This window comes from Parasphingorhabdus sp. (assembly GCF_965233695.1).
Classification (GTDB): Bacteria; Pseudomonadota; Alphaproteobacteria; order Sphingomonadales; family Sphingomonadaceae; genus Parasphingorhabdus.
Genome location: NZ_OZ247497.1, coordinates 3985057 through 4005255, shown reverse-complemented (window position 1 = coordinate 4005255; position 20199 = coordinate 3985057). Strand labels below are relative to the sequence as shown.

Below are 20199 nucleotides of genomic sequence, written 5' to 3'. Positions count from 1 at the left end.
TTTTGTGTGCGCGTTGATCTCTTTGATTTTGAACTACCGCAAGAGAATATCGCTCTAAGACCCGCGGTACCGCGAGATAGTTCCCGGTTGCTGCATGTTACCGGATCCGCGCGATTGTCTGACCATGTGGTTACTGATCTGCCGCAACTATTGTCTCCCCATGACATATTGGTCTTTAACGATACCAAGGTTATTCCCGCTCAGCTGGAAGGGTACCGCGGCGATGCGAGAATAGGTGCCACTTTGCACAAGCGCGTTGATCTCAGACGTTGGCAGGCGTTCGTGCGCAATGGCAAAAGACTAAAAGTTGATGATGTCGTCGATTTCGGTGAAGGTGTGTCGGCAAAAGCGGAGGACAAATTTCAAGACGGTAGCTTCCTGTTGCATTTTTTGGGAGACGAGCCAGTAGAGGTTTTGCTCGCTCGCGCCGGTACGATGCCATTGCCGCCTTATATCGCTCGAAAACGTGAGATTGATGAACAGGATGCCAAAGATTATCAAACGATGTTCGCGCGGGAAAATGGTGCTGTAGCTGCGCCGACAGCTGCACTTCATTTTACTGAAGGGTTGATTGCGGCGCTTACCAAAGCTGGAATTCAGCAAGAAACGCTAACTCTTCATGTCGGTGCCGGGACCTTCTTGCCGGTGAAGGTGGATGAAACGGACGACTATCAAATGCACAGCGAATGGGGCCGGATCGAGCCAGAAGTCGCTGATCGTCTCAACAAGGCACGCCAGAATGGCGGCCGGGTAATTGCAGTTGGCACAACCAGTTTGCGTTTGCTCGAAAGCGCCACCGGCGAAGATGGTATCATTCAAGCGTTTGAAGGCGACACCGATATATTTATCACGCCCGGCTATAGTTTTCGGGCAATTGATGGTCTGATGACCAATTTTCACCTGCCCAAATCCACGCTTTTCATGTTGGTCAGTGCGCTAATGGGACTCGACACAATGCAGTCGGCATATTCCCACGCCATCGCTAAGGGATATAGATTCTACAGCTATGGTGATTCAAGCTTGTTGCTACCCTAGTAGCTATCTGGGAATTGTCAGTTGAATTCAAAAAAGATCAGGATCGTTTGAATGTATCCCAGTGAAATTGCTCGAGAACGGATTGCCGATGGGGTTGTTCACATATCCAGCCTGGCTGCGGTGCTTACCGGTTGTGCTGCCCTCGTGATATACGCGGTGGCTGCATTTGACGCACCATTGATTATTGCCTGTTCAATCTATGCTGCCTGTATGATTGCATCCTTCACGGCATCCGCGTCCTATCATCTTTTGCCACAGCATCACTGGCGCAGTGGCCTGCGCAGGTTCGATCACGCGGCGATCTATGCGTTGATTGCCGGAACCTTTACGCCCCTTCTCGTGCATATCGGTACGACCCTGGTCTACATTGTTCTGGGCGCCGTCTGGTTGCTCGCAATTCCGGCCATGTTGTATAAGGTTCTGGGCGAGAATATCGCACCGCGCTGGTCTTTGGCTTCCTATATTGGACTTGGCTGGATGGGCACCATAGCGCTGCCGGATTTTTCATCGGCATTACCAATGTCCGCGGTAATCGCGATTATCGCCGGCGGGTTTTTCTATTCTTTCGGAACAATATTCTATGGGCGCAAGTCTCAGGCTTTTCGGTATGCGGTGTGGCATATGTTTGTGCTGCTCGGGACCGCAGCGTTTTTCCTCGCGATATGGCTGGCGCTGTTTTCACAATAGGACCAGAAAACTTGAATTTCGGCGCGATGTAACGAGCTTCCGTAAATACAGAAAGGGCGGCTCAATCGAACCGCCCTTTATAACTTTTTATCAGTAAAGGCTTAGCCTTCAGCAGCAACCGGAACTGGTGGATCGTTATCAGCCACTTCGGTCAGCGAGCCACCCTGTGGTTCGCATTCGCCGGCTTCGGTATATTTCCAGGCATTGCCTTGATAATCGACAACTGATGTACCGGCACAGCTTGTGCCTTCGCCAGCAGCACAGTCATTTTCGCCTGCTTTGGCGATACCGAAGCATTTTTCTTTTTCAGCGGCAGCCACTTCGGTGACTTCTTCACCTGCAGCTTCAGCGCCTTCGGTTGCTTCGCCACCGCCACCTGAACAGGCGGAAAGGGCTGCGGCCGCGATCAGCGCAGTCGCAGCTGATCCTAATTTCATTGTCTTGGTCATCATAAACTCCCGATTTTGGTCTTTGAAAAACTGCTACCATCCTGCACAGTCAAAGAGGGATTCGTGCAGAACGGTCTATTGGTTACACCATAAGGCAAAAAATACAAAATTCTTTGTTTTTTCGGGCCTTACTTCGTTGATTGGGATAAATTTTGATAGCTGAGCGTTTTTCTTTTTCGATTGCGGCCACCGATGGCAAGGCGCGCACCGGAAAAATTTCGATGCTGCGCGGCGATATTCGTACGCCCGCTTTCATGCCTGTTGGCACAGCGGCTACGGTAAAAGCGATGAAGCCGGAAACGGTTCGCGAAGCAGGGGCCGATATCATTCTCGGCAACACCTATCATCTGATGCTGCGGCCCGGCGCCGAGAGAGTCGCAAAGCTAGGCGGCCTGCATAAATTTATGAATTGGGATCGGCCAATTCTGACGGATAGTGGCGGTTATCAAGTGATGAGCCTGTCGGATTTGACCAAGATGAGCGAAGATGGCGTGGAGTTCCAAAGCCATCTGGATGGATCGCGCCATATGCTGACACCGGAACGGTCGATGGAAATCCAACGTCTGCTTGGCAGCGACATTGTTATGGCTTTTGACGAGTGCACCAAAAATGGTGCCACCCGGGACGAAGCCATGCTGTCGATGGAACGCTCCATGCGCTGGGCGAAGCGCTCCCGTGATGGTTTTGACAGTGGCAAAGAGCATGCTGCCAAAGCGGCGTTGTTTGGCATACAGCAAGGGTCTTTGGACCGGGAAATCCGGGCAGCATCAGCCGAGGCGCTGATCGAGATAGATTTTGATGGTTATGCAATCGGAGGGTTGGCGGTCGGGGAGGGGCAAGAGGCAATGTTTGGTGTGCTTGACTACGCGCCGGATCAATTGCCAGCCGATAAACCGCGCTATCTTATGGGTGTTGGGAAACCTGACGATCTGGTCGGGGCCGTCGAGCGCGGGGTGGACATGTTTGATTGCGTGCTTCCGAGCCGATCTGGCCGCAATGGGCAGGCTTTCACAGCTACAGGTCCGATAAATATCCGCAACGCGAAATTTGCCGAAGATTTGGAGCCATTGGATGCAGATTGTACATGTTCTGTATGCCGGACCTATAGCCGCGCCTATTTGCATCATCTGATCCGATCCAAAGAGATATTGGGTGCCATGTTGATGACAGAACATAATATCGCTTTTTACCAGTCGCTTATGGCCGGAATGCGAGATGCCATTGCGAGTAGTAAATTTGCGGCTTTTGCCAGCAATTTCCGTGGGAAATATCTGCAATAATGATCAAGGGATTGCCAGAACCAACCAGCTTGAAAGACGCCATAAAGCGCGCGCAAGACCATGCGCCTTATCTGTGCATGGCCATGGAGGTTCAACCGGAACTCACGGCATTGCTTGAGAATGAAGATTTGAATGTAGCTTTGGCATTTGTGGCGGAAGCGGGCGCAAATGCTGAAAATGTTCGCCAGAAACTAAGGCGCGAAAAGCGGGCGCTGGCTCTCACTTTAGCGGTCGGTGATTTGGCGGGTCAGTTAAGCCTTACTGATGTGGTCAGGCGGCTGTCAGATTTTGCAGACCGGTCACTGGATGAAGCCCTCGCGGATATCTACGCCTCGCGTTATCCGGATGCCGACCCTGCTGGCTTTGCAATCATCGGATTGGGAAAACATGGCAGCCGGGAACTGAACTACTCTTCTGATATCGATCCCATATTCATTTATGATCCGGGAAAAATTCCCACGCGCGGTCGCGAAGAACCGAGTGATGCGGCGCGGCGGATCGGGCAACAATTGGTCGATGCGCTCAATACACGGGATGCCGACGGCTATGTTTTTCGCGTGGATATGCGATTACGGCCATCTCCGGAAGTCAGCCCCGTGGCGCTGCCCGTCGAAGCCGCGATCAGCTATTATGAATCCAGTGCGCTCGCATGGGAGCAGGCCGCGTTTATTCGTTCACGATTTGCAGCCGGTGATGCTGTTCTTGGTCGCTATTTCCTTGAGACCATCAACCCGTTTATTTGGCGACGTTCACTCGATTATGGCGCTATTCGCAATATTGGAGCGGTATCGATTCAAATACGCGATCACTATGCAGCAGGTCAGAAATTTGGGCTTGGCTTTGACCTGAAGCGCGGCCGGGGTGGAATCCGGGAAGCAGAATTTTATGCGCAAATGCACCAACTCATCTTTGGAGGACGCGAACCGGAGCTGCGTGTACCAGCCACGCGAGAGGCGTTAAGCGCATTGGCAGAAGCGGGAAGGATAAAATCAGATAAGGCAATCATTCTGTCAGAATCCTATGAGCTGTACCGGATTATCGAGCATCGCCTTCAGATGATAAACGATCAGCAAACGCATAGCCTGCCTGATGATGCGGCCGGGCTGGATCGCGTAGCCCGGCTTCATGGACTGGATCAAGGGGCTGAACTGCTTGCCCTGCTCGAACCACCGGTCGAAGCTGTTGGTGCGATATATGACGAACTGATCGCTTCTGATGATAGCGATCTGTTGCCGCACGCCGATCAAGCCCTGGAAGCAGCATTGGCAGAACGTGGTGTTGCGCAAACCGTTACTTTTGTCGAGAAAATCAAACGTTGGCGGAGCGGAAAAGTCACGGCGTTGAGAAGCCCAGCGGCGGTCGAATCCTTTGAAACCGTGTTGCCGGACATTGTAGAGGCGATCGCTCGATCACCTGATCCACAACATGCGCTCGTTCGACTGGACGATCTGATCGACAAGCTGCCTACCGCGATCAATTTTTTCCGCATGCTGGAGGCGCGACCTGGGCTTCGGGAAATGCTCAGCCGTATTTTGAGTCACGCACCGGTTCTGGCTGATGAATTGTCCCGCAGGACCGAGTTGTTCGAAGGATTGATTGATACGACCGCTTTGGATTTACCGCCTTGTGTCGATGAACTGGTAGAACAATTTGCACGACGGGAAGATGGTGACGATTATCAGATGCTGCTCGACCGGGTGCGAGCGAGAGTAGGGGAGAAGCGCTTTTCGCTTGGTACGCAGCTTATTGAATCTCGACATGATCCACTGGCCATCGCCGGTGGATATGCCCGCGTTGCAGAAGCTGCGATCCGGGTACTAACCGGCGCCACTATATCGGAATTCGAAAAAGTCCATGGCAAGATTGAAGGCAGTGAGATGCTGGTCCTGGCGCTGGGCCGTCTGGGCGGCGAAGCGTTGACGCACGCTTCTGATCTTGACCTGATTTTTCTGTTCACGGGTGATCATGGTGCGGAGTCAGATGGAAGACGGCCTTTGGGTGGAACGCAATATTTCAATCGGCTTGCACAACGTATCGTGGCTGCCCTTTCGGTACCCACTGCGGCAGGACCGCTTTACGAAGTGGACACCCGGCTTCGCCCTTCCGGCACACAAGGTCCGATGGCAGTGACGATTGAAAGTTTCTATAAATATCAACAAGAAAATGCCTGGACTTGGGAGCATATGGCACTAACAAGAGCGCGCCCTGTCTTTGGTAGCCAAGAGGCCTGCGATCAATTGCAGGATCAGATCATAACCATCTTACAGAAAGAACGTGAGCCTGAAACGTTGCGCAAAGCAGTGCGCAAAATGCGATTGGACATTGTCGAACATAAACCGCCCAAAGGGCCGCTGGACACAAAGCTTATGGAAGGTGGTCTGGTGGATTGGGAATTCATTATTCACTTCCTCCAGCTGAAAACCGGGGAAGCTTTGTATCCGCAGCTCGGCGAGGCCGCACGCGGGCTTGCTGTCGGCGGGCATTTGAACGAGAATATGGTCGCTGCCCATGAACTGATGACCCGCCTGCTTGTGGCCTTGCGCCTGATGTCGCCAACCTGTGACTATCCGCCGGAGACAAGCCGTGAGTTAATCGCCAAGGCCGCCGGCCAGGAAAACTGGGATGCCCTTTTGAACGGGTATGACGAGGCTCGACAATGCGTTATCGAGGAATGGAATCGGCACTTGCGGCCAGACCCTCATGAAATTTTAGGAGACGTAATATGATAGAAGTTGGTGAGCAAATGCCGGATATGGATTTGACGGCACCCGATGGCAGCACAGTCAAACTCTCCGATTATCACGGCAAGAAACTGGTGCTGTTTTTCTATCCCAAAGCCAGCACGCCGGGCTGCACGACGGAGGCTAAAGACTTCTCGGCATTATTGCCCGAATTTGAAAAAGCAGGTGCGGCAGTGCTTGGCATGTCAGCAGATAGTCCCAAGCGTCAGCAGAATTTTATCAGCAAACAAGAGTTGACAGTGGACATTGCTTCGGATGAAAGCACCGCGTTTCTGGAGAAAATCGGTGTCTGGGCGGAAAAGAAAATGTACGGTAAGACCTATATGGGCATTATTCGATCAACCTTTTTGATCGGGCAGGATGGCAAGGTTTTGCAGTCCTGGCCGAAAGTGAAGGTCAAAGGGCATGCCGAAGAGGTGCTGGCGGCGGTCCAGGCCGCATAAGGTTCCCGGTTTGAACATTGCAACCACAATGAAGCCCTCCGCTGGTGAAACGGCAAGGCGTGTTCTCATGACATCCGAGCCAGCGGCAAAGGTAATCGCCGCTCGTCATGCTACGAGAGAATGGCGCAAGGGAAAGTTGAACCCGGATTTTGCTTCATCCATGCCAGATATTCCGGCTCGTCCTGTTCGGCCCGAATTGCTTCGGCCTGGCCAGATGCCGCGGCGCGGCAAGGGGACGTCGGTAACCAAGCGTATCGCGCTGATCCATGCGCTTGCCCATATTGAATTTGTCGCAATCGATCTAGCTTATGACATGATTGGACGGTTTGGAGCCGAATTTCCGGATGAATTTGCAGATGACTGGTTTCGGGTGGGCGCAGAAGAAGCCATGCATTTTGTGCTTCTGGACCGGCGATTGCGCGAGATGGGGAGCTTTTATGGTGCTCTGCCGGCTCATGATGGCCTTTGGGATACTGCCAAAGAGACTGCCTATGATGCATCGGCGCGCCTGGCAATCGTCCCCATGGTGCTCGAAGCGCGCGGTTTGGACATCACGCTCGATACGGTTGAGCGATTCAAAGCACAGGGCGATCCGCTAACAGCAAAGGTATTGAATCGCATCTATCATGACGAGATAAATCACGTGTTTTTCGGAACGAAATGGTTTGAATATTGCTGTGAACAGCAAAAAATCGACCCGCATGATCACTGGAAAAATCTTGTAAAAAAGCACTTTAGAGGCGGGTTAAAGCCTCCATTTAACGACTCGGCGCGCCATGCAGCCGGTTTAACCCAAGAATACTATCTTGGTATTGAATAATTAACCAAAATAAACCTACTCCTATCGTTACAGAACGGGGGCAGAATTTTCTGTCAAAAAATATGGAGCCACGATGTTTTCTGGCTCACAGTAGCAGGACTCGATCAGTTTATGACCGATAGCGTAGTAAGTTTGTTTCAAGGGGTTGTGAAAAAAGTCACAACAGTTGCGATTTTAGGATTGGCAATCTCTTTTTCTTCAACAGCAATGGCGGCCGGAGCTGCAGATGCAGGCCTTCCGCTGGATGTGCTGAAAGACAAATCAGAGAGTTCCGACAAAATCCTGGGAGAAGCAGATCCCGCCTTTCGTCTCCTTTTTAACAAATGGTCCGACCATGGTAAAAAACAAGCGGTTAGTCTGACAATTCCCTCTCGCAAACCTGTTGAAAATTATAAGCTGACCAGTACTTTTGGTTTCCGGTCTGACCCATTTAAAGGTCGCCGTGCCCGCCATAAGGGCATTGATATGGCCGGTCCGGTAGGCACGCCGATTTATGCAACTGCTGACGGCATTGTGGGTCGATCCCAATGGGTTCGCGGTTATGGCAACTATATTGAAATCAATCACGGCAACGAAATTCAAACACGCTATGGGCATATGTCGCGACTGAACGTTAAAGCAAACGCGCGCGTAAAAAGTGGCGATCTGATCGGCTTCATGGGTTCGACTGGTCGTTCGACGGGTAGCCATCTGCACTATGAAGTGCGCATTGCGGGCGAAGCGGTTAATCCAGTTCCGTTCATGCAATCCAATGATTTCTTGCTGGCACAGAATGCGACACCGGGCGTTGCACTTGGTGGTCCAGCCGATTAATTCTATTCCGATACACCTTTGGGAGAGGGTGCCTAAGAGGGGCTGGTGACGCTGAAACGCTTACCGGCCCTTTTTCTATACGGCCTTATTGCAGATAAATAATTCTTCCGGCTCCTTTTGACAGCCCGCCAAGTAATCCCTATCTTATGAGCATGACCCAAACAGCAGAGCAAATCTCTTCTCAGGACATCATCCTGACTCCCAACGCGGCCAAGCGCGTCGCTGCTATTGCCGAAAAGCAAGCGAAGCCGGCTATATTGCGCTTGGCGGTGGAAGGCGGGGGCTGTTCGGGCTTTCAATATCGTTTTGGCCTGGCCGAAGAAATTGAGCCTGATGATATCGCGGTTCAGGAATCGGGCGTGACCCTGGTGGTCGATGAAATCAGTCTCGATCTCGTTCGCGGTAGCGCCGTTGATTTTGTTGAATCTTTGGGCGGTAGCGCGTTTCAGGTGACCAACCCCAACGCGGCTTCCGGCTGTGGCTGTGGTTCCAGCTTTTCTGTCTGATTGCTGCATCGGTGAGGATTGCCAGCTTCAATATTAACGGCATAAAAGCGCGCCTGCCGCGCTTGCTGGAGTGGCTCGAAGAGACCAGGCCGGATGTTGCCTGTCTTCAGGAAATCAAGACGCAGGACGAAGGCTTCCCGGCGACAGAATTTGAGAAAATTGGCTATGGGGCGATCTGGCATGGCCAAAAAAGCTTTAACGGCGTTGCCATTTTGACCCGGGATCAGCAACCCGAAGAGACCAAACGCGGCCTCGATGGAGAGCCGGAGGACGAGCACAGCCGTTATCTTGAGGCCAATATCAAAAGCACAAATGGTGAGACAGTGCGAGTGGCGAGCATCTATCTTCCCAATGGCAATCCGCAACCGGGATCCAAGTTCGATTTCAAACTCCGCTGGATGAAACGCCTGCGCAATCGCGCGAATGAAATATGGCGGGAAGAAATACCTGCAGTCTTGGCAGGTGACTATAACGTCATTCCGCGCGACAACGATGTGTTTTCGGTAAAGGCGATGGAAAACGACGCCCTGATGCAGCCTGAAAGTCGGCAGGCCTATCAGCGTATTTTGAACGATGGTTGGACCGATGCCCTTGGTGTGACTTATCCTGCGGGCAATATCTGGACATATTGGGATTACCGCAGCGGTGGTTGGCAACGCGATCAAGGTTTCAGGATCGATCATTTGCTGCTGAGCCCTCTTGCTGCCGATAGGCTCAGCCATTGCGGTGTCGACAAGGAACATCGTGGCCGCGAAAAGGCCAGTGATCATGCTCCGACCTGGGTTGAACTAGACATCTAATGCGTGCCGTGCTGGTGAGCCTGGCCATAACTGCAGGGCTTTATGTTCTAATTGTCGCATTGGCTTACAGTTTTCAGCGCAATCTGCTTTATTTTCCAGATCAGACGGTTCTAACGGATCAACAACTGAACGAAGCAGAGTTTAGCGCAGTGAGCATAACTGCAGAAGGGACTGGCAAGCTGCTATCCTTGTGGCGCGCGCCCACTGATCCGACCAAACCGGTCATCATTCACTTTCATGGCAATGCTGGCTCTCCGGCTCTGCGTTTGCCCATCTACCAGGCGATGGCGCAAGACGGTGCGGGTGTGCTGGCTGTCGGATATCCGGGCTACGGCGGCAATCCGGGTTCGCCGAGTGAAGAAGCTTTTTACGCGACAGCACAAGCCCATTATGATTGGTTGATCGCTCGAGGCTATAGCGCTGACCAGATTGTGATTGCAGCCCAATCTCTTGGGACCGGTGTGGCGATATGGCTAGCGTCCCGCAATGATGCGTCCGGGTTGATTTTGGAAGCGGCCTATACGGCGATGGACGATATGGCGCAGCGTCAATTTTCCATTCTACCCGCGAAACTGCTGATCAAGGATCGCTACCGCTCGCTTGACCGGATTAATGAGATTAACATGCCGCTGAGCTGGATCCACGGTACAAATGACGAACTTATCCCGTTTGCAATGGGGCAAGTGCTGTTCGATGCAGCCAAGGAACCGAAAACGTCCCATCCGATCCGTAATGGTGGCCATAACGACCTGTGGATGCGCGGTATCGATGCGCTGGTCCGCAGTGATGCGCAGCGCTTTGTTGCGAGCGATTAGCCTTCGCACTCAAGGTGCCAGGAGATTCTGCCATTGTTGCAACATATTATATGCAACAGCGCTGGCAGGGCCGTCGCCGGTCAAAGCTACGGATGCGTATTGGCGATTAACCGGGTCAATCATAACAAATGCTTTCATCCCCGGCATGCCGCCTGCATGTCCGATCCAGAGAGCGGGCTCGCCGTTTTTTCCCGGTGCGCGCATGGCCATCACGCCCAGCCCATAAAAGGTATTTTTGTCAAACATCGGGAAGAGTTCGGCGAACATCTTATCGCGGGTTTCTGGTTTGACGAGCTTGCCGTCCAAAAAGGCCCGCCAAAACAAAATCAAATCTGTTGAAGTCGCCGCTATTGGGCCAGCCGGGCCTGGTGTTCGGATATCGGATTTCTGTTTGTCACTTGGTCTGGGCTTGGCAACGTCGGATACATCGTCATCAGCATCGACCATGCGGGTATTTGAGAGGCCGATTTTGTCGATGATGCGGGTCTGTATAATTTGCGACAATCGCTGGCCATCGACCTGTTCAGCGATTGTGCCCAAAAACAGGTAACCCGTGTTGGAGTAACGCCAATTTTGCCCGGGGCAAAATGGCGCGCCGTGCCTTTTCAAGATTTCAACATTGTCTTTTATATTGAGAGGCTTGGGACCATTTGTTCTCAGACTTGGATCTTCATTGGTGCTATACAGGCCAGATGTATGGTTGAGCAGCATTTCCACAGTGATCAAATCACCATTTGGCACATCCGCAATCCAGTTGGCTAATTTGTCGTCGAGAGAAAGCCGCCCCTCTTCGACAAGTTGCATGATGACAATGGCGGTGTAGCTTTTGCCAACACTGGCCCAGTAATGCAGTTGTTCCTTATCTTCCAATCCCTGTGTTTCTGTCCAGATTGGTCCGCTGTGATTGGCCAAAGCAACGGTCATGCTAGCTGCTTTGGATCTGGCAAACATATCCGCGAACAGGACTGACAAAGCTTCGCGATCCACCGGCATTGGCTCAGGCGATGCTGACTCTGCGGAGGGTAGCGCTATCGAGATAGGCGCTGGGCCAGCATATTTCTCTACGGTGGAGCATTTTGCTTGCTCAGCTGCAGAAAGTGGGGCGGTTACAGCGATTAATGTCGCGGACAGGGGAAGACGAAATGCTGCTTTGAGAGCCATCATATGAGTCATCTCTTATGGATCGCGGGGAGGAATTGCGCCAATACCTAATGCTGCTTGGCTGAAACGGCGATGAATGGGCCGGTCAGATTGCTTTTTCATATAGCGTGTAAACACGATTGATCTTGGACTCGATGGCGTCGGCTATCGCAACCATCCCTTTATTGTCGTCCAGTATCCATCCGATTTCACCGCGCGTTGCCCCATATTTGGCAACGGCTTCCCTGCGGATATATTCTATCATCATAAAGGCCATCTGGCTGGCTAACCGGCTGTTTTGCAACTCTTTGACGACGCCCATAAGCGGCACGCGCATGGTCGGTGATTTGGGGAATTTTAGCCACCAAAGCAGCTTTACCCAGTTAAATGGTAACAGGCTGCCATTCATGTCTTTTGTCCGGTCATTGAGATCGGGTAATGTCATCATGAACGCCACTGGCTTGCCTTCCAGTTCCGCAATCATGATCAGGTTTTCGTAAACGATCGGTTTTAATTTGACGCCAACATGGTCAATCTCGTGATCAGTCAGCGGAACAAACCCCCAGTTGTCAGACCAGGCATCATTGAGAATGTTCATGATGATTTTGGCATCACGGTCAAAATGTGACTTGTCGACTTTGCGCAGCTTCAGTTTGCCATTACGCTCGCCGGATTTCACGATACGGTCAATGAGCGGTGGCAAGCCGTCTTGGATTGGCAGGTGATAGGTAACGAGTTCTTTTACGTTATTGTAACCACGGCTTTCGATCCAGCCTTGATATTCCGCCTTGTGATGTCCCATCATCACGGTTGGGCTATGGTCCTGGCCGGTCGTAAGCAAGCCCGGTTCATCCCAAACAGACAGGCTCATCGGAGCAATGATTCGATCCATGCCCTCTTCTTTCAGCCATTTTTCGGCAGTATCAATCAACCTGCTCGCGGTTGCTTCATCCTCAGCCTCTAGCAAACCCCAATTGCCAGTCCCGGGCCCGAGACCCTGTTCCACGGGCTGTTCGAGCGCAAGATAATCAATATGCGCACTAATCCGTCCAACCGGAAGACCATCTTTCTCTGCCAGGAAAAGCTGCACTTTGGCATGTTCGAAAAAGGGATTTTTCTTGGGGTTTAGCAGCGCATAAGTCTCGGATTTTAATGGCGGCACCCAATGGGGATCATTTTTGTATAGGCGATAAGCCAGTTCAACGAAGCTCTTGCGCTGGGATTTGTTTGTGACCGGGTGGATGACTATATCTGATGACACTGTAGTTATTTGCACCTTTTAAGTGGTTATTTGCACTTAGCTTTGCCAAGCTGTGACGCTAATCAGGCTAATATGTCAAGCGCTTGAGAGCGTCTCTGTGGTGCAACAGGGCAGCGCAAGAAACCATAGCAATGCCATCATGTTGCCATGATGTCCTGCTGTAGGCACCGAATTACGAAGACAGGATAATATGAAACATTCTCTCCCTCAGGCTAACGATGCTGCAAAAGAGGCGGCTTTTGACGACAACGAGTTGATCCGCACGGCTGCGAAAGTCACGCGTGATCTGAATGCTGTGCGTCCTATGATTTACTGGTCGGATTTGCTTGCGTCTACGGTAGTTGGATATGGCGCGATGGTTGCCGCGATCATGATTGACTCGCTCGGCCCGGCAATTTTGGCCGCGATCATATCGGTGCTCGCACTTTATCGCGCGGGTAGCTTTATTCATGAACTGACCCACATCCGCCGGGGTTCCATGCCCGGTTTTCGCTTTGCCTGGAATGCGTTGATCGGCGTGCCACTATTGCTGCCGTCTTTTATGTATGAGGGCATCCATAATCTCCACCATGCACGTACGCGTTACGGAACTGTCGAAGATCCTGAATATTTGCCATTGGCTTTGATGAAGCCATACACTGTCCCGCTTTTTGTGCTGGTATCAGCGCTTGCGCCTATAGGTCTGTTCATTCGCTATGCCTTGTTGGCACCGCTGTCAGTGGTTATTCCGCCACTGCGAAAGCTGGTGGTAGAGCGCTATTCCGGACTTATCATAAACCCAGAGTTCCGTCGCCGCCCACCTGAAGGCGAGTTTAAACGACAATGGTATGCGCAGGAGATCGCGGCCAGTATTTGGGCAATCGCCCTGTTAACTGCTGTGGCGACCGGATTTTTGCCAATGAAGGCCTTTCTGATCGCCGTTGCGATTGCGGCCGGTTCAGTCGTACTGAATCAGATCAGGACATTGGTGGCTCATTTGTGGGAAAATGATGGTGAAGTCATGAGTGTCACCGAGCAATATCTCGATAGTGTCAACGTTCCGCCGCCGGGTTTCCTGCCGGCATTGTGGGCGCCTGTCGGGTTGCGATATCATGCATTGCACCACCTGTTGCCCGGGGTACCTTATCATGCACTGGGTGAAGCGCATCGCCGCATTGCCGAGGCGTTGCCAAAGGATTCAACCTACAATCGTGCCAATCATAGCAGCCTTTGGGGTTTGGTCGCCGGTCTGGTGCGAGGAAGCTCAGGTCATGCCGCCTCCAGTCAAACAGGCGCAGCCAACTGAGCCTATTCCTCGGTCCTGATCAGAACGGTTTCGCCAATCAGGAAAAATAGCATGAACGGTGCCCAAGCTGCCAATATCGGTGGATAGGCTCCTATGGTGCCCATCGCTAGCGAGAAGTTATCTGCAACGAAATAGGCGAAGCCCAACGCCATGCCGAGGACAGCGCGGACAAAAAGCTGACCTGATCTTGCAAGACCAAAGGCAGCTACCGCCCCTAGCAACGGCATCAGCACCGATGATAAGGGGCCTGAAATCTTGTGCCAAAGATTGGATTCCAGTGCCATTGTGGGTCGGCCCGCTTCTTTCAATTCGGTAATCGCTGATCGCAGTTCAAGAAATGAAAGACCGTCGGCATTGACATTGGCGAGGGTAAACTGATCTGGCCGCAGACTATCGCTCAAGGCAACGCTATCTTTCATCTCTTCGGTACCGGTCCGCACGTTAAACTGTGTGACGCTGGTCATTGTCCACCCGGATCCGTCATATCGCGCTTCATTGCCTTCCATTAGGCTACGCAAACTGTTATCCACCCGGTCGTAGATGGTGACATCCTCAAGCAGTACATCATTCCCGCTGCCGGTAACCGTTTTGGCATTGATCAAGTTGTTACCATCCCGAACCCATACATTGGTGCGAACATTGCTGGCCGCCGGAATGGGGCCATATTCCACCTTTTCCCAAGCTGAAAGCCGTGCTGTTGCAGGGGCCACGACAATTTCGTTAAACAGGAACGAAATGACAGCGACTAGCATGCTTGCGATGATCAAGGGAGCGAGTATCTGATGGGCGGACAGACCTCCGGCTTTCATCGATATTACCTCGCTATTTTGATTGAGAGTGGCAGCGGTGACAATGGTTCCGAGTAACACCGCGAAGGGAAGGAACCGCGCTACCAGCTGCGGCGCCCGCAGGCTGACATAAGTCCATAGCTCCGACTGGCCATTGCCTTCATAGGCCATGATACGGCCACTTTCACCCAGCAAATCAAGCGCTTGCAATACCAAGACCAGCAGGGCCAACACGGCAAAAGTGCGTATCATCAGCATCTTGGCCATATAAAAAGCCAAAGTCCGTGACGGAAAGAAATTCATTTCACGGGATCTCCATTTGCAGCTCTTTGGCCTTCTTCACTACTCTTGCACATTGGCCCGCTTTCGATTGAAATTTAATATTGCTTTGAAGACGCCACCAAATTTTGAGAAAGCTTTTTCAAGCGCACCAATAGGTTGCCCGCCCGGGACATGGGCAACCATATGATACATCCATATGATCAAGCCACCGAAGATGAAAAACGGTACCCACAAGGCAATGATCGGATCAACGATACCAAGAGCACCAAGGTCTTCGCCATATTGATTGACCTTATGATAGGTCACAATCATGATGATGGATATGAATACTCCCAGCGCGGAATTGGATCGTTTCGGCGGTATCGCCAAGGCAAGCGCCAAGAGAGGCATCAACAGCATCATGACCACTTCGACCATTCGGTAGTGAAAATTTGCACGACTTTCATTACGTTCCTCAACGGAGCGATCCTTATCCAAGCCGACCTTTACCAGCTCCGGAATCGTGTATTCCAAGTCCTCTCCACCTCTGGATCGAAATGATTCGATGTCAGGCAAGTCGATCGGCAGATCGTGGCTGCTAAAGCTCAAGATTCGGGGTTGTTCGTAGTCCGGCGCGTCATGAATCAATACACCTTGGGAAAGTCGCAGAATAATAGTATCCGGATCATCCGTTGCCAGAAATTGGCCGGTTTCGGCGGTAACAGAGACAATTTGGCCGGATTTATTCTCAGCCCTTACAAACATACCGCTTAGTCGAGTTCCATTGTCGCGGCTCTCCTCAATCCGCATCGTCATTCTTGATCCGAGATTAGTGAACTCGCCAACCTTGATGGAGGCACCAAGCGCGCCAGAACGCAATTCAAAGCGGAGTTCCTCGTAGTAATAACGGGATAGAGGCTGGATAAAGCCGACCAATGCCAGGTTGACCAACATGAGGGCTACGGCAAACATGTAGGGCACCTTCAACAGTCTGGCATAACCTTGGCCAACAGCCCGGAAAACATCCAGTTCAGAGCTTAAAGACAGCTTGCGGAAAGCTAACAGGATACCCAATAAGAGGCCGATAGGGATGCCCAATGAGAGATATTCTGGGATAAGATTCGCCAGCATCCGCCAAACGACGCTAACCGGCCCGCCTTCAGCGGCAACAAAGTCGAAAAGTCGCAGCATCTTCTCAAGCACGAGCAACATTGCGGCAATGACAAGCGTGCTAAATAGCGGAACGGCGATCAAGCGAGCGATATAACGGTCGGTAGAAGTTAGAAATTTCAACTTATCGTCGCCCTCTCACCATGTTTCTGCCGCAAATCATTTTCATAACCACATTCATATTGGGGGCTGATTCTTTATCCGCAGTAGTTTGAACGCGGGTATAACGACTAGGAGTATTTTCGTCATGTTGAAATTTGCGGCGTCTCTTGCGCTTTCAACCATCCTTTTGGCAATACCAGTGTCGGCAGCAACTGCTGGACAGAAAATTTCGAATGATCTGAGCAGATGTAAGTCCGGAAATGGCCCCGCCGTCTTGGTGAACATAAGTGGCGTCAAGGCGTCGTCCGGTAAAATTCGCGTGCAAAGCTATCGCGGAACGAAAGATGAGTGGCTGAAAAAAGGCGCATGGATCAATCGCATTGAAGCACCTGCGAAGAGCGACACAATGACCTTTTGTGTGCCAGTGCCTACCAGCGGCACTTACGGTATTGCGGTACGTCATGACGTAAATGGGAACGGTAAGACCGATATCAGTTCCGATGGTGGCGGTATGTCGAACAATCCGAGCATCAGTATCTTTAATCTCGGCAAACCGAATTACAAAAAGACCAAATTTACGGTTGGTAATGAAGTCAAATCGATCAGCATCAAGATGAAATATCTGTGACGGGCAGATACATAGAAGAAACAGGCACCTAAATAATGGCCAATGTAGCGCTACTTTCTAATCCAAATTCCACGGGCAATCGTGCGATACTGCCGGAAGTGCGCTCCTTTTGCGTCAAAAACAGCGATGTTTTCCACTATGAAGTAGATGCGGTGGACGAGATTACCAAGGCACTGCAGACCATTGCCAAAGTCAAACCCAAAGTGCTTGTGATCAATGGTGGTGACGGCACTGTGCAGGCTGCGCTTACCGAATTGCACCAAGGTGGACATTTTGGTGATAATCCGCCTCCAGTTGCGGTGTTGCCTAATGGAAAAACCAATCTGATTGCGCTTGATCTGGGTGCGGAAGGCAATCCACTTAAGGCGCTCGAACGGATCGTGGAAATGGCCAAGCATGACTTGCATGAGCATCTGGTTGATCGTGAGTTGATAGCTTTGTCAGATGGCCGTAAGGGTAGCAAAGTTGTTCTGGGGATGTTCCTTGGCGGAGCAGGTTTGTCAGAATTTATTTTATATTGCCGCCATAAAATTTATCCATTGGGCTTGCCCAATGCGGCGTCGCACCTGCTGACTGTTTTTGCTGCATTGGCCTCCTTGCTATTTGGCATTCGCGCAAAATTTCTTCCGAACAGGCCATCACCTATCAGCATTTCTTTGATCAGGAAGGGGCAGTATCAGGGTAATTTTGCCATTCTGATTGTCACAACTCTTGAAAAATTGCTGCTGATGCGCCGTTTAACGCGGTCGCGCGGAAGGCCCGGACATCTTCAGTTTATGGCGATTGATCAGAAACCTGCAGCATTGCTGCGGTTCATTTTTTCTGCACTTTTTGGGCGTCTCGGCAAGACCGTGCAGAAGGGTATTCATCTGGAGCAAGGCGATATGATCCGGATCGAAGGTGAAAACAGCAATGTCGTCATGGATGGTGAATTATTCCGTGCACAGGAAGGTCATCCGATTGTTTTGAAATCCACAAAACCGGTATCTTTCCTTCGCCTCGCAGCTTAGGCTATTATCTACCGGGTGAGCTATCTTAAACCCCTCGTAAACACAGAGCTGGCCGAGCCGGTAGAACCGCGAGTGACGGCATTTGCCGAAGCCATTGCGGCGCAATATGGCGATGCCTCCCGCGCCGTGCTCTTTTATGGTTCATGCCTCAGAACCACCCAGCTAGAAGGCCAGATGCTGGATTTCTATCTGATCGTATCCAGCTACGAAGCTGCTTATGGCAAAAGCTGGCTGGTCCGTGCAAACAAGCTGTTACCGCCGAACGTATTTCCGGCAGAGCATGGCGGATTGGTTGCCAAAATTGCGGTACTAAGCGAACAGCATTTCCATAAATTAAATGGCCCTGAAGCAAGTGCTGTGAGTGTTTGGGCGCGCTTTGCACAGCCGTCGCGTCTGGTCTGGTTTGCTGATGAAGCAGCGCGTGAAAAGGCTGTAACGGCAATAGCCCGTGCACCCTTGACCCTGTTCGAGCTCGCTTTGCCGGTCTTGGGCGTTCAGCCGCAGACGCCCATGAGTATCTGGCGTCGTGGGTTTGAGCTGACTTACGGAGCAGAGTTAAGGGCAGAGCGGGCTAATCGTCCCGGGTCAGTGGTGGATGCCGATCCGGAGCGTTATGAACGTTTTGGTCTTGCCACGATGGCGACAATGCAGAATCAGGATCCATCAGAATCCGGGGAATTGACTTTCGCAGAAGCGGATAAGCGTTGGAAGACGCTGCGCCGCAACGGCAAGCTTCTAACTCTGGCGCGTTTGGCAAAAGCTTCTGGCACCTATGCTGGCGGGATTGACTATCTTGCCTGGAAGATTAACCGTCATGCAGGCACAGACTATGTGATCAAGCCATGGCAACGCAGATGGCCGATATTGGGGGCCCTCACAATGTTGCCCAGGTTAATCGCCGGTGGTGCCATAAAATAGGATAGAATGTGCTTTCGCATCTCAGGGAGGCGTTACTATGGCTGATAAACTAACCGACAACCCGGTACATCTGGGACTAGGCGCAACTGCTTTTTCTGAACCCCGTTTCACTGGCGATCCGGCTTGGTACGAGGCCTATGGCCAACGGCACGCTGACGATGGGGCGGAAGGACGATTGGTGTCGCTGCACAAGTTTACAGAGCCGTGGGATGTTTGGGAAATGCATCCCGTCGGGGCCGAAGTCGTTATGTGTATCAAGGGTGAAATGTCTTTGCTTCAGCAATTGGAAGATGGATCAGAGAAACAGATCACGCTCGGAGAAGGCGAATATGCGATCAATCCGCCTGGCGTCTGGCACACGGCGGATGTTGAGGGCGAGGCAACTGCGCTCTTCATTACCGCAGGGCAGGGTACGGAAAATCGCGACCGTTAGGCGATCGAATTAGCGGTCCTTATAGTCCGGCTTGCGCTTGCTAAAAAAAGCCTTGGCGGCTTCACGGCTATCTTCAGTCAGGCTCAGCATCGCTTGCTGCCGGTCTTCAATAGCCATTGCCGCCTCGAAACTCTGGGCATCGATATTGCGATTCAGTGCGTCCTTGGTCAGGCGCAGCCCCATCGGTGCCGTGTCGAGCATCTCTTCAGCCAGCGAAAGACCGGTGCTGAGCAGTTTGTCTTCGTCAACAACTTCACTGATCAAACCGAGTTTCTCGGCACGCTCCGCATGGATGAACCGACCGGTAAGTAGCAATTCCGATGCCAGCGAGGATCCAACGAGCCGAGGCAGGAAATAGCTCGATCCCATATCGCATCCGCCCAGGCCAATCTTGATATAGGCCGCATTCATTTTAAGACTCGGGGCACCATAGCGGACATCGCTTGCCAACAGTAGCGAGAAACCGCCACCACAAGCCGCACCTTGCCCGAGTGTGATAATCGGTTGGGGGCATTGTCGCATCAACTGCATGACGGTGGCGATGCTACGCTGCGTCCGCCAGATGTGCTGGACCTGTCCTCGCGATCCGTCATTTTTCCATGCGCCGATATCAAGACCCGCACAGAAGGCCCTTCCTTCTGCGCGAAACAGGACTACCCGGATATCATGGCGATCCTGCAGCCCGCGAAAATAATCCTGCAGGGCGAAGATCATGTCTTCGTTCATCGTGTTGAGCCTGTCTGGCCGATTGAGTGAGAGAATTTCAATCGCACCGCGCTGTTCGATGAGCAGACTGTTCGTCATTCTTATCTCC

Annotated in this window: 21 protein-coding genes; 15 read left to right on the top strand and 6 right to left on the bottom strand. The window is 51.9% G+C overall.

Translation table 11 applies throughout. The features are described from left to right. The first annotated feature begins 6 nt into the window (after positions 1-6). Positions 7-1035 carry a tRNA preQ1(34) S-adenosylmethionine ribosyltransferase-isomerase QueA gene (gene queA, locus ACO6S1_RS19195; RefSeq protein ID WP_422344143.1) on the top strand — a complete coding sequence of 343 codons (1029 nt, stop codon included), beginning with the start codon at positions 7-9 and terminating at the stop codon, positions 1033-1035. Positions 1036-1086: 51 nt separating this feature from the next. After that, positions 1087-1722 (top strand): PAQR family membrane homeostasis protein TrhA, encoded by a 636-nt coding sequence (trhA, locus tag ACO6S1_RS19190; RefSeq protein WP_422344142.1) that lies wholly within the window; start codon positions 1087-1089, stop codon positions 1720-1722. Positions 1723-1823: 101 nt separating this feature from the next. Here trhA and ACO6S1_RS19185 read toward each other — a convergent pair whose 3' ends face one another. Further along, positions 1824-2171, bottom strand: coding sequence for a DUF2282 domain-containing protein (locus ACO6S1_RS19185; RefSeq protein ID WP_422346244.1), 348 nt, complete (start codon positions 2169-2171; stop codon positions 1824-1826). Between the two features lie 152 nt (positions 2172-2323). On the opposite strand from ACO6S1_RS19185, the gene tgt reads away from it, so the two are divergent. The 8 genes from tgt to ACO6S1_RS19145 all read left to right on the top strand — a co-directional run bounded on the left by tgt (position 2324) and on the right by ACO6S1_RS19145 (position 10389). After that, positions 2324-3451, top strand: a complete 1128-nt coding sequence (gene tgt, locus ACO6S1_RS19180) for a tRNA guanosine(34) transglycosylase Tgt (protein WP_422344141.1) — start codon at positions 2324-2326, stop codon at positions 3449-3451. Then, positions 3451-6177 (top strand): bifunctional [glutamate--ammonia ligase]-adenylyl-L-tyrosine phosphorylase/[glutamate--ammonia-ligase] adenylyltransferase, encoded by a 2727-nt coding sequence (gene glnE / locus ACO6S1_RS19175; RefSeq protein WP_422344140.1) that lies wholly within the window; start codon positions 3451-3453, stop codon positions 6175-6177. The genes tgt and glnE overlap by 1 nt, the downstream gene beginning before the upstream one ends. Further along, a complete protein-coding gene (locus tag ACO6S1_RS19170; RefSeq protein WP_422344139.1) occupies positions 6174-6635 on the top strand; it encodes a peroxiredoxin in 462 nt (153 codons plus the stop codon). Before glnE ends, ACO6S1_RS19170 begins: the two co-directional genes overlap by 4 nt. A 67-nt stretch (positions 6636-6702) precedes the next feature. Next, positions 6703-7455, top strand: a complete 753-nt coding sequence (locus tag ACO6S1_RS19165) for a ferritin-like domain-containing protein (protein WP_422344138.1) — start codon at positions 6703-6705, stop codon at positions 7453-7455. 111 nt (positions 7456-7566) lie between these two features. Further along, a complete protein-coding gene (locus ACO6S1_RS19160; RefSeq protein WP_422344137.1) occupies positions 7567-8268 on the top strand; it encodes a M23 family metallopeptidase in 702 nt (233 codons plus the stop codon). A gap of 152 nt (positions 8269-8420) precedes the next feature. Further along, a complete protein-coding gene (gene erpA / locus ACO6S1_RS19155) occupies positions 8421-8774 on the top strand; it encodes an iron-sulfur cluster insertion protein ErpA (protein ID WP_422344136.1) in 354 nt (117 codons plus the stop codon). Between the two features lie 11 nt (positions 8775-8785). Then, positions 8786-9574 (top strand): exodeoxyribonuclease III, encoded by a 789-nt coding sequence (xth, locus tag ACO6S1_RS19150; protein ID WP_422344135.1) that lies wholly within the window; start codon positions 8786-8788, stop codon positions 9572-9574. Continuing rightward, entirely contained in the window at positions 9574-10389 is an 816-nt protein-coding gene (locus ACO6S1_RS19145; protein ID WP_422344134.1) for an alpha/beta hydrolase, read from the top strand. The genes xth and ACO6S1_RS19145 overlap by 1 nt, the downstream gene beginning before the upstream one ends. A gap of 9 nt (positions 10390-10398) precedes the next feature. On the opposite strand, the gene ACO6S1_RS19140 is transcribed toward ACO6S1_RS19145, so the two are convergent. Both ACO6S1_RS19140 and ACO6S1_RS19135 read right to left on the bottom strand, forming a co-directional pair. Next, positions 10399-11553: a serine hydrolase domain-containing protein gene (locus ACO6S1_RS19140; protein WP_422344133.1), complete on the bottom strand. Its 1155-nt coding sequence runs from the start codon at positions 11551-11553 to the stop codon at positions 10399-10401. Between the two features lie 82 nt (positions 11554-11635). Further along, positions 11636-12790: an N-acetyltransferase gene (locus ACO6S1_RS19135; RefSeq protein ID WP_422344132.1), complete on the bottom strand. Its 1155-nt coding sequence runs from the start codon at positions 12788-12790 to the stop codon at positions 11636-11638. Positions 12791-12980: 190 nt separating this feature from the next. On the opposite strand from ACO6S1_RS19135, the gene ACO6S1_RS19130 reads away from it, so the two are divergent. Next, positions 12981-14075, top strand: coding sequence for a fatty acid desaturase family protein (locus ACO6S1_RS19130; protein WP_422344131.1), 1095 nt, complete (start codon positions 12981-12983; stop codon positions 14073-14075). A gap of 2 nt (positions 14076-14077) precedes the next feature. Here the strand turns inward: ACO6S1_RS19130 and lptG are convergent, their stop codons facing one another. Both lptG and lptF read right to left on the bottom strand, forming a co-directional pair. Beyond that, positions 14078-15166 carry an LPS export ABC transporter permease LptG gene (lptG, locus tag ACO6S1_RS19125; RefSeq protein ID WP_422344130.1) on the bottom strand — a complete coding sequence of 363 codons (1089 nt, stop codon included), beginning with the start codon at positions 15164-15166 and terminating at the stop codon, positions 14078-14080. Positions 15167-15205: 39 nt separating this feature from the next. Beyond that, positions 15206-16417, bottom strand: coding sequence for an LPS export ABC transporter permease LptF (lptF, locus tag ACO6S1_RS19120; protein ID WP_422344129.1), 1212 nt, complete (start codon positions 16415-16417; stop codon positions 15206-15208). 124 nt (positions 16418-16541) lie between these two features. Here lptF and ACO6S1_RS19115 point away from each other — a divergent pair, with 124 nt between their 5' ends. The 4 genes from ACO6S1_RS19115 to ACO6S1_RS19100 are packed head-to-tail and all read left to right on the top strand — an operon-like array spanning position 16542 to position 19385. Further along, entirely contained in the window at positions 16542-17024 is a 483-nt protein-coding gene (locus ACO6S1_RS19115) for a DUF2141 domain-containing protein (RefSeq protein WP_422344128.1), read from the top strand. 35 nt (positions 17025-17059) lie between these two features. Next, positions 17060-18034: a diacylglycerol/lipid kinase family protein gene (locus tag ACO6S1_RS19110; RefSeq protein ID WP_422344127.1), complete on the top strand. Its 975-nt coding sequence runs from the start codon at positions 17060-17062 to the stop codon at positions 18032-18034. 15 nt (positions 18035-18049) lie between these two features. Then, complete coding sequence (locus tag ACO6S1_RS19105; RefSeq protein WP_422344126.1) at positions 18050-18952, top strand: hypothetical protein; 903 nt, start codon at positions 18050-18052, stop codon at positions 18950-18952. 37 nt (positions 18953-18989) lie between these two features. Beyond that, positions 18990-19385, top strand: a complete 396-nt coding sequence (locus tag ACO6S1_RS19100; protein ID WP_422344125.1) for a cupin domain-containing protein — start codon at positions 18990-18992, stop codon at positions 19383-19385. Positions 19386-19394: 9 nt separating this feature from the next. Here the strand turns inward: ACO6S1_RS19100 and ACO6S1_RS19095 are convergent, their stop codons facing one another. After that, positions 19395-20189: an enoyl-CoA hydratase/isomerase family protein gene (locus ACO6S1_RS19095; protein ID WP_422344124.1), complete on the bottom strand. Its 795-nt coding sequence runs from the start codon at positions 20187-20189 to the stop codon at positions 19395-19397. Between the last annotated feature and the right edge of the window lie 10 nt (positions 20190-20199).